The organism is Eubacterium sp. BIOML-A2 (genome assembly GCF_009680135.1).
GTDB lineage: Bacteria > Bacillota > Clostridia > Lachnospirales > Lachnospiraceae > Faecalicatena > Faecalicatena contortus_B.
The window spans coordinates 1-7,096 of record NZ_WKZK01000107.1; the positions used below are offsets into that span (position 1 = coordinate 1).

At 51.3% G+C, this 7,096-nt stretch carries 4 protein-coding genes; 1 reads left to right on the forward strand and 3 read right to left on the reverse strand.

Annotation, left to right across the window (positions count from 1 at the left end):
• Window positions 1-124: 124 nt before the first annotated feature.
• The gene (locus GKG43_RS22525; protein ID WP_055154536.1) at window positions 125-1,270 is read left to right on the forward strand and encodes a DDE-type integrase/transposase/recombinase; all 1,146 of its coding nucleotides are present in this window, start codon (window positions 125-127) and stop codon (window positions 1,268-1,270) included.
• 763 nt (window positions 1,271-2,033) lie between these two features.
• On the opposite strand, the gene GKG43_RS22530 is transcribed toward GKG43_RS22525, so the two are convergent.
• The 3 genes from GKG43_RS22530 to GKG43_RS22540 form a co-directional block, all read right to left on the reverse strand.
• Complete coding sequence (locus tag GKG43_RS22530) at window positions 2,034-2,858, reverse strand: arylamine N-acetyltransferase (RefSeq protein WP_055152688.1); 825 nt, start codon at window positions 2,856-2,858, stop codon at window positions 2,034-2,036.
• Between the two features lie 460 nt (window positions 2,859-3,318).
• Window positions 3,319-5,349, reverse strand: coding sequence for a complex I subunit 5 family protein (locus tag GKG43_RS22535; protein ID WP_025657858.1), 2,031 nt, complete (start codon window positions 5,347-5,349; stop codon window positions 3,319-3,321).
• Window positions 5,350-5,478: 129 nt separating this feature from the next.
• On the reverse strand, window positions 5,479-6,951 hold the full coding sequence (locus GKG43_RS22540) for a proton-conducting transporter membrane subunit (protein WP_129880118.1): 1,473 nt from the start codon (window positions 6,949-6,951) through the stop codon (window positions 5,479-5,481).
• Window positions 6,952-7,096 lie beyond the last annotated feature (145 nt).

Genomic DNA, 7,096 nt, shown 5'->3' on the forward strand with positions numbered 1-7,096 from the left:
TGTCCAGTTTCAGGACATAGGTAAGTAAAAAGTTTCAGGACATAGGTAAGTCCAAATGTTAAACTATACAGAAATAACCAACGAAAGAAGGTGTTTCTGTATGCCATGGAAGGAGACCTCTGTTATGGAACAACGTAAACAATTTATTACAGAATATCTATGTGGAACTGATAGCTTTAAGGCTCTCTGTCAAAAGTTTGGAATCTCAGAAAAAACTGGACATAAGTGGAAAAACCGCTTTCTGGAATTTGGCTTCTCCGGCCTCGCGGATCAGAGCAGGGCCCCTTCTAATTCTCCGAATCAGCTGGATGAAGATACCGTCATTCGTTTAATTAAAATGCGTTCCGCTCATCCGGCCTGGGGGCCTAAGAAACTGGCCGTTCTTTACAAGAGCGCTTATCCAGAGTCGCCAACACCATCTGAGAGTAGTATTTATCGCATTTTGGGAAAAGCTGGGTTGATTCCCAAACGACGCTTTCGGCATCCCGATCCAACTGCTTCCAAGCTGCGTAATAAGTTGGAAGCTCTTCAGCCCAATGATGTCTGGACCGTTGATTTTAAAGGCTGGTGGATGTCCCAGGGGGAACGCTGTGTTCCACTGACCGTACGTGATCTGCACAGCCGATACATTCTTACCATCCGCCTGATGGAGAGAACAACTGCTGATGCTGTCAAAGCTGTATTTGAAGAATTATTCTATCACTACGGACTTCCCAAAATCATTCGCAGTGATAATGGTACTCCTTTTGCTTCCTCAAATGGCTTCCTTGGTTTGACAACCTTAAGCGCATGGTGGATGTCTCTTGGCATTCTTCCGGATCGTACCGATCCAGGCTGTCCAACGCAAAATGGTGCCCACGAACGCATGCATGCAGATATAAGTAGGGAGATTCAAGGAAAAATACCTGGTGGCAGAGAGGCCAATCAAGCCGCCATTGATTTGTGGGTGGAAGAATACAACAACATCCGCCCACATGAAGCCTTACAAATGAGTACTCCATCCGATTTTTATAAAAAATCTACTCTGCTATACGAAGAAGCGTTAGCAGAACTGGAATATCCGATTGGTTACCTGCCAAGAAAGATTAACAAACATGGAGAAGTAAAAATCAACAAAACACTGTATTCTGTAAGTTCATCACTTCGAGGCTTACAGGTAGGAGTGCAGCCAAACGGTGATAAAACATATATCATTTGGCTTCACGACTTTCCACTTGGTATGCTTGATACAAAAACCGCTTGTATAACGGCAATGGATGTTTTAAACTGATACTAATTAACAATTCGACTTACCACCTGTTGAATCGACTTACCTATCTCCTGAAACAAAAGACTTACCTATCTCCTGACTGGTCACTTCAAACAGGCTGTACGCCTCCCTCCGCCCCCGTCTCCCTCCCTGGCAGGCTTGGCGCATCCGGACGGCAGGTATGGTGCAATCCCTACGGGATGCATAATCGGGGACAGCGGATGGTGTATGACCGTGCAGTACTTTATCCGGGATTTAGAGCGGGGCTTTGAATTGTCCGTTGTGTGGTTTGTTCGAACCTTACAGTTGAGGGGTTTCTTCCATATATGATGTATGTATAGATAATAAATATTATGTCATAATTAAATAGCTAAGAATAGGATAAAACCATAGATAATCCCCAATACACATCTTACTTGTATACCCTTTATTATAGTAAATACACATCCGCCACTCCCGCCCAGATCCCTTAAAAATGTAGCCGTCTTACCGCGTTGATGCGCCAGACCTGGAAAACGGACATGGGGGTGTACGGATGCGTCTTTTGGCTGTTAGTCAGAGTTAAGAAAAAAGGAAGAAAAAATGGGGCAAAAACGGTGATCCCGAATCACCGTTTTTCCTGGCCCCAGCTCGCAAAGCCATCAAGGCTTTGGGCGATGTGGCCACGGTCGCCGCATTTTTTCTTCCTTTTTCCTTTACTCTGGCTTACAGCCAAAACCCGTATCCGCACACCCCTATGTCCGTTTTCCAGGTCGTCCCTCACCCGCCATAAAACTCCCTACATCTATAACTCAATCTCAATATCAAACTTTTCTTTTAGCACTTCTTTTAAGCGTCCGCCAACCGGCTCGATTACTACGTTATCTTCTGACACTTCTTTATACTCATCATTGACAAGCGTGCGGTACCCGTCCTCGGTACGTATGTTTATAACTCTTAGTGTACAGAAACGCGCATCTTTACATGTCGACTGAAAATAGTTCAAGAAGGCAAAATCAGAACTAAAGCATGCGACATCGGAAAACAGTATTTCTATTCTCTCCGCTGCATCTTCCCTTCCTACTTGCTGGCTGATACGGGTTTTCCGATGCACTTCATACCACCCCTTTATACTGGGCAGAACTCGGAATGACTCTTTTTTATAAGTCTGCCACTCGTCGGTGTCAATCTTTAATGCACCTGCAGGCATTGGACCTCCGAGGCCGCCGTCGCAGAAATATTCTGCTCCATCAAGAGTTACGATTATCGCTCTGTGATCCGCCCAAGTCGTAAAGTCATCCGATCCCAGTAAAACCCTTACAAAACATAATCTTGCATCGTACCCGAGACTAATGAGCAGACGATATAATAACCCATTCAGTTCCAGGCAGTATCCGCCTCTTTTTCCCCGAATAATTTTCTGAAATACGTAGTCAGGATCAAGGCACACTTCCTTATGTAAATCAAAACTGTCTAAATTTTCAAATGGAAGTGAACATTGTTGGCGATAGATTATCTCATCCAGCGCCTCTTTGGTAGGTTTTTCTACCGGAGACATTCCTATACGGTTCAGATATTCTTTAATTTCTTCCGGAGTAAACTTCTTAACAACTTCTTTTACTTCTCTCATCTTCTGCTACCATTCCTTTCTCTGACAGAGTATGTTTGATAATTCATGTGCCCGGGTGAGCAGGGCGGTCAGATAGACGCTATGAATTATCAAGGACGCTCTAATCTTGTTTCATTGTTTCCCTTTATAATAAATGGCCTTCACCCATTTATTCCTGCCGGCTGCCTTGCTGCATCAGGTATACTATTATAAAAAAGTACTCCTGCCACCATCAGCTTCTCATCAATTTACACTTGCTTTTAATGTAAATAAAATATCAATAATTGCCTAGTGAATATTGCACACAAACAGCGGAAGCAGCATCGCTTGTGTGACTGTAAGGAATACGTATCGAGATATGGAATGGCCTTTTAACAAAGGATGTAGATACCCTCCTGACGAAACAAACCGGGAAAACAGACACTCTCCAGCCTGTTCTCCCGGTTTGCTCTCCTATAACACCATAACTTTTCACACTGCCCTACAGCAGCAGATACACCAGGATCAGGATCATCCCAATCCCCGCCAGCTGCAGCCCATATGAAAGGCTGTAACGGATCATATCCCGGCTTTCCTTCCTCTCCAGCGCACGGATCCCCAGCTTCCTACGGTATGACACATTCTCCTCCTGCTTCTTTAAGTACGCCGCGCCTTGGTCCAGCAGCTTCCCGATGGCCGTGTCCACTTTCGGCAGCGACCCCGTACGGTAAGGAATCTTCCGGTCCCTATACAGCGTCTTCCTAAGCGCCACCACCAGGCCGTCTACCAGCGAATCCCCGATCCGGCACACAAAGATCCCGATAAACGGCAGCACCCCCTGGATCAGCGGACGGTACACCAGGTTCTCCAGGTCCAGCCATTTCGGCCACGCATCCACATAGGTGCTGGCGCCCCCTTCCTTCTTGCGCAGGAACACCCTCCGGATCACCAGCAGATACACCAGGGCCCCGATGGCGATCGAGATCAGCCCCCCCTTTAAGCACTCCATGCTGAAGAAGTGGGGGATATGTGCCTCCCCTTCCATCCGCATAAAGCCCTGGGCCGCACCTGCCAGCGCTTCCATCGTTTTCACCGGCGTCATCCCCAGCACCGGCAGGACTGCCGCGCTCACGCCAATCGCCGCCATGCTCTGCTTATTGATGTAGTGCTTTCCCATGCCGTCAAATTCCGCCTGCCTTGCCGGGTCCGCATTCTTCTCCCAGAACACCGACACATACAGCTTCAGCATATACGCCACCGTCAGCCCCCCGCTGATCAGGAACATCCATTCCACAAACACAAACACCGGGGCCTTGGAATACTCGATAATGCTCTCATGGAGCAGGGTCTTGCTGATATACCCGTTCCAGAACGGGATGCCCCCGATCCCTAAGGCCCCCATCAGAAAGGCCAGGTTTAAGAACGGTTTCTTACGCCCAAATCCACGGATCTCATTCAGGTTCAGCTGGTGCGTGTTCATAAACACTACGCCCGCCGCCATGAATAACACCAGCTTGATCAGGGAGTGGTTCATCATGTGCAGGAAGGTCCCGTGCACTGCCAGCCCGTTTTCCTCCCCCAGCAGGCACTGCATCCCCGTCCCCACCAGGATAAACCCGATCTGGGACATGGACGAGCACGCCAGGGTGCGTTTTAAATCCACGGAAAAGACTGCCAGCACCGCGCCCCCAAACATGGTCACCACGCCCAGGGCCAGGATCAGGCTGCCCCACTTTTCGTCCCCGTAGAACATGTAGCAGCTGACCACCAGGATCCCGTATACCCCCGCCTTAGTCAGGATACCGGACAGCAGGGCGGAAGCCGGCGCCGGCGCTACCGGATGGGCCTTGGGCAGCCAGATATGGAGCGGGAAGGCGCCCGCCTTCGCCCCGAACCCGAACAGCAGGCAGCCCCCGGCTATATAAAGCAGCCTTTTATCCGGATAACTTTGGCAGGCCTCATAGAGCGCCCCGATCTCCAGCGTGCCCACGGACGTGTAGAGCAGGAACAGCCCCATCAGCAGCACCATGCCCCCGATCACCGCCACTGCCAGGTAAGTCTGGGCGGCCCTTAAGGATTCCTTCCTCTCATCCTGTGCAACCCACACGTAGGACGTAAAGGACATGATCTCAAAAAACAGAAACGTGGTATATAAATCCGCGGACAGGAAAACTCCCACGGTAGCCCCCAGGGTCACCAGCTGGAACAAGTAATACCGGTTCCGGTTCCGGTAATGCCTGAAATACTCCCGCGAAAATACAATGGTCATCATCCACATGAACCCGGCCACCACCGCGTAGATCCCCCGGAAGCCGTCCATACTGAAATGCAGGCCCATCCCGCAGATCCCCTCCAGGATGCCCTCGCTCCCCTGCAGGCGCAATGCCCCATAGAGCAGCAGCAGGAATTCCGTAATGACGATGAAATCCGCAAAGTAATTCCGTCCCTCCTTGGATTTCCTCCCGATCAGATAGGTCAGCAGCGCCCCGGCCATGGGATAAAACACCGGGACTGCCAGTTGGATTCCATTCATGCGTGCCACCTCCTAAAATACCTCATTCTCAACCTCCTGTAATCCACCGGTTACTGCTTCCTCAAATTCACCGGTTACCGTCTTCAAAAACACACCGGCCTTTTCACAAAAGCCTTCCGGTTATCCACTCTAATACACGCCCGTCACAACCTTCGCCAGGAAATCCGTAAGCGGCGTGCTGTACAGCCCGAACCCGATGATCGCAAGGGAAAACAGCAGCAGGGGCAGGACCATCTGCCAGCTGGGGTCCTTCACCCCCGCCAGGGCCTTCTCATCAAACCCTTTCTCCGGGAAGAAGCCCCTTACCACGATGGTCATCATATAGATGGCCGTCAAAAGCGCCGACACCAGCAGGCACCCCACCCCGATCCAGGCCAGGTGGTTCCCGCTTTCTAAGGCCCCCTTTGCCAGGTACCATTTACTGATGAACCCGCACCCCCCGGGCACCCCCATCATCCCGATGGCCGACACCGTAAAGGCCCCGTACACCCAGGGCATTTTCCGCCCAAAACCGTCCATCTCATAGATATAGTGCTTGTGGGTCTGGTGCATGATGGATCCGGCGCAGAAAAAAGCGCTGATCTTCATGACCGCATGGAACACCATATGGCACAGCGCGCCTAAAAGGCCCGCCGGCGTCATGATCGTAGCCCCAAAGATGATGTAGGACAGGTTGCTCACCGTAGAGAAGGCCAGCCGCCGCTTCATGTGCGTCTCCTTCACGCCCATGCTGCAGCCGAACACCACCGTGAACATGGCCAGGGCCATTACCACGTTCTGTGCCCAGGTCCCCCGCAGAAGCTCCGTGCCAAAACAGTAATAGGTCAGCCGGATCACGGCAAATGCCCCCGCCTTTACCACCGCCACCGCATGCAGCAGCGCGGTCACCGGCGTAGGCGCCACGCCCGCATCCGGAAGCCAGGAATAAAAAGGGAACATGGCCGCCTTGATGCTGAAGCCTAAAAACGCCGCCACATAGAGCAGCAGCGCCAGGTCCATCCCAAGGCCTGCCGTATGCCCCTGGAGGATCCCCCCCAGGGTGAACCCGCCGGGGCCCCCATAGCGGACCAAAAAGACCAGCCCCATGAACCCCAGGGCCGCCCCGCCGATGGAGAAATAAATATATTTCCTGGTCGCAAGGACCGCTTCCCGGGTAAAGGTATGGAGCACCAGCGGGATGGTCACCAGGGTCAGCATCTCGTAGAAGAAATACATGCTCACGATGTTGGCTGAAAAAGCAATGCCCAGGGTCACCCCATAGGTCATGGTATAAAACATGAAGAACGGCTGCTCCCGCTCTTCCGCAGACATATACTCAAAGGAATACAAGGTGGCAATGGGCCACAGGACCGAGACCAGCCCCGCAAACACCATGCCCATCCCGTCGATTTTCAAAGCAAAGGACACCTTCTCTGAAAACTGCAGCAGCACCAGTTCCCCCGGCCGGTTAAACAAAAGCAGGAGGACAAGGGCCGAAGTCAGCAGGACCACGGCTTCGATATAGACTTCCATGTGCGCGCGTTTCCGAAACGGAATGAGCGGAATAAAGACCGCTGTCACGATCGGAAAAACCACGGCTATGATTAAAAACGTTTCGTTCATGTCCCCACCTCCTTATACGACCGCTGCCGCTATGTTTCCAAGAAATGTAATCAGGCTGCCCGGAAACACGCCCATGAGCAGCGCCCCTGCGGCCAGGATGAAAAGGGGCAGCACCATCTTAAGCGAAGGCTCCCGTTTCTTCCCT

Excerpts from the sequence above, each read along its gene's own strand:
- GKG43_RS22535 (WP_025657858.1), bottom strand. The coding sequence starts at position 5,349 with ATGAATGGAATCCAACTGGCAGTCCCGGTGTTTTATCCCATGGCCGGG.
- GKG43_RS22540 (WP_129880118.1), bottom strand. The coding sequence starts at position 6,951 with ATGAACGAAACGTTTTTAATCATAGCCGTGGTTTTTCCGATCGTGACA.
- GKG43_RS22530 (WP_055152688.1), bottom strand. The coding sequence starts at position 2,858 with ATGAGAGAAGTAAAAGAAGTTGTTAAGAAGTTTACTCCGGAAGAAATT.
- GKG43_RS22525 (WP_055154536.1), top strand. The coding sequence starts at position 125 with ATGGAACAACGTAAACAATTTATTACAGAATATCTATGTGGAACTGAT.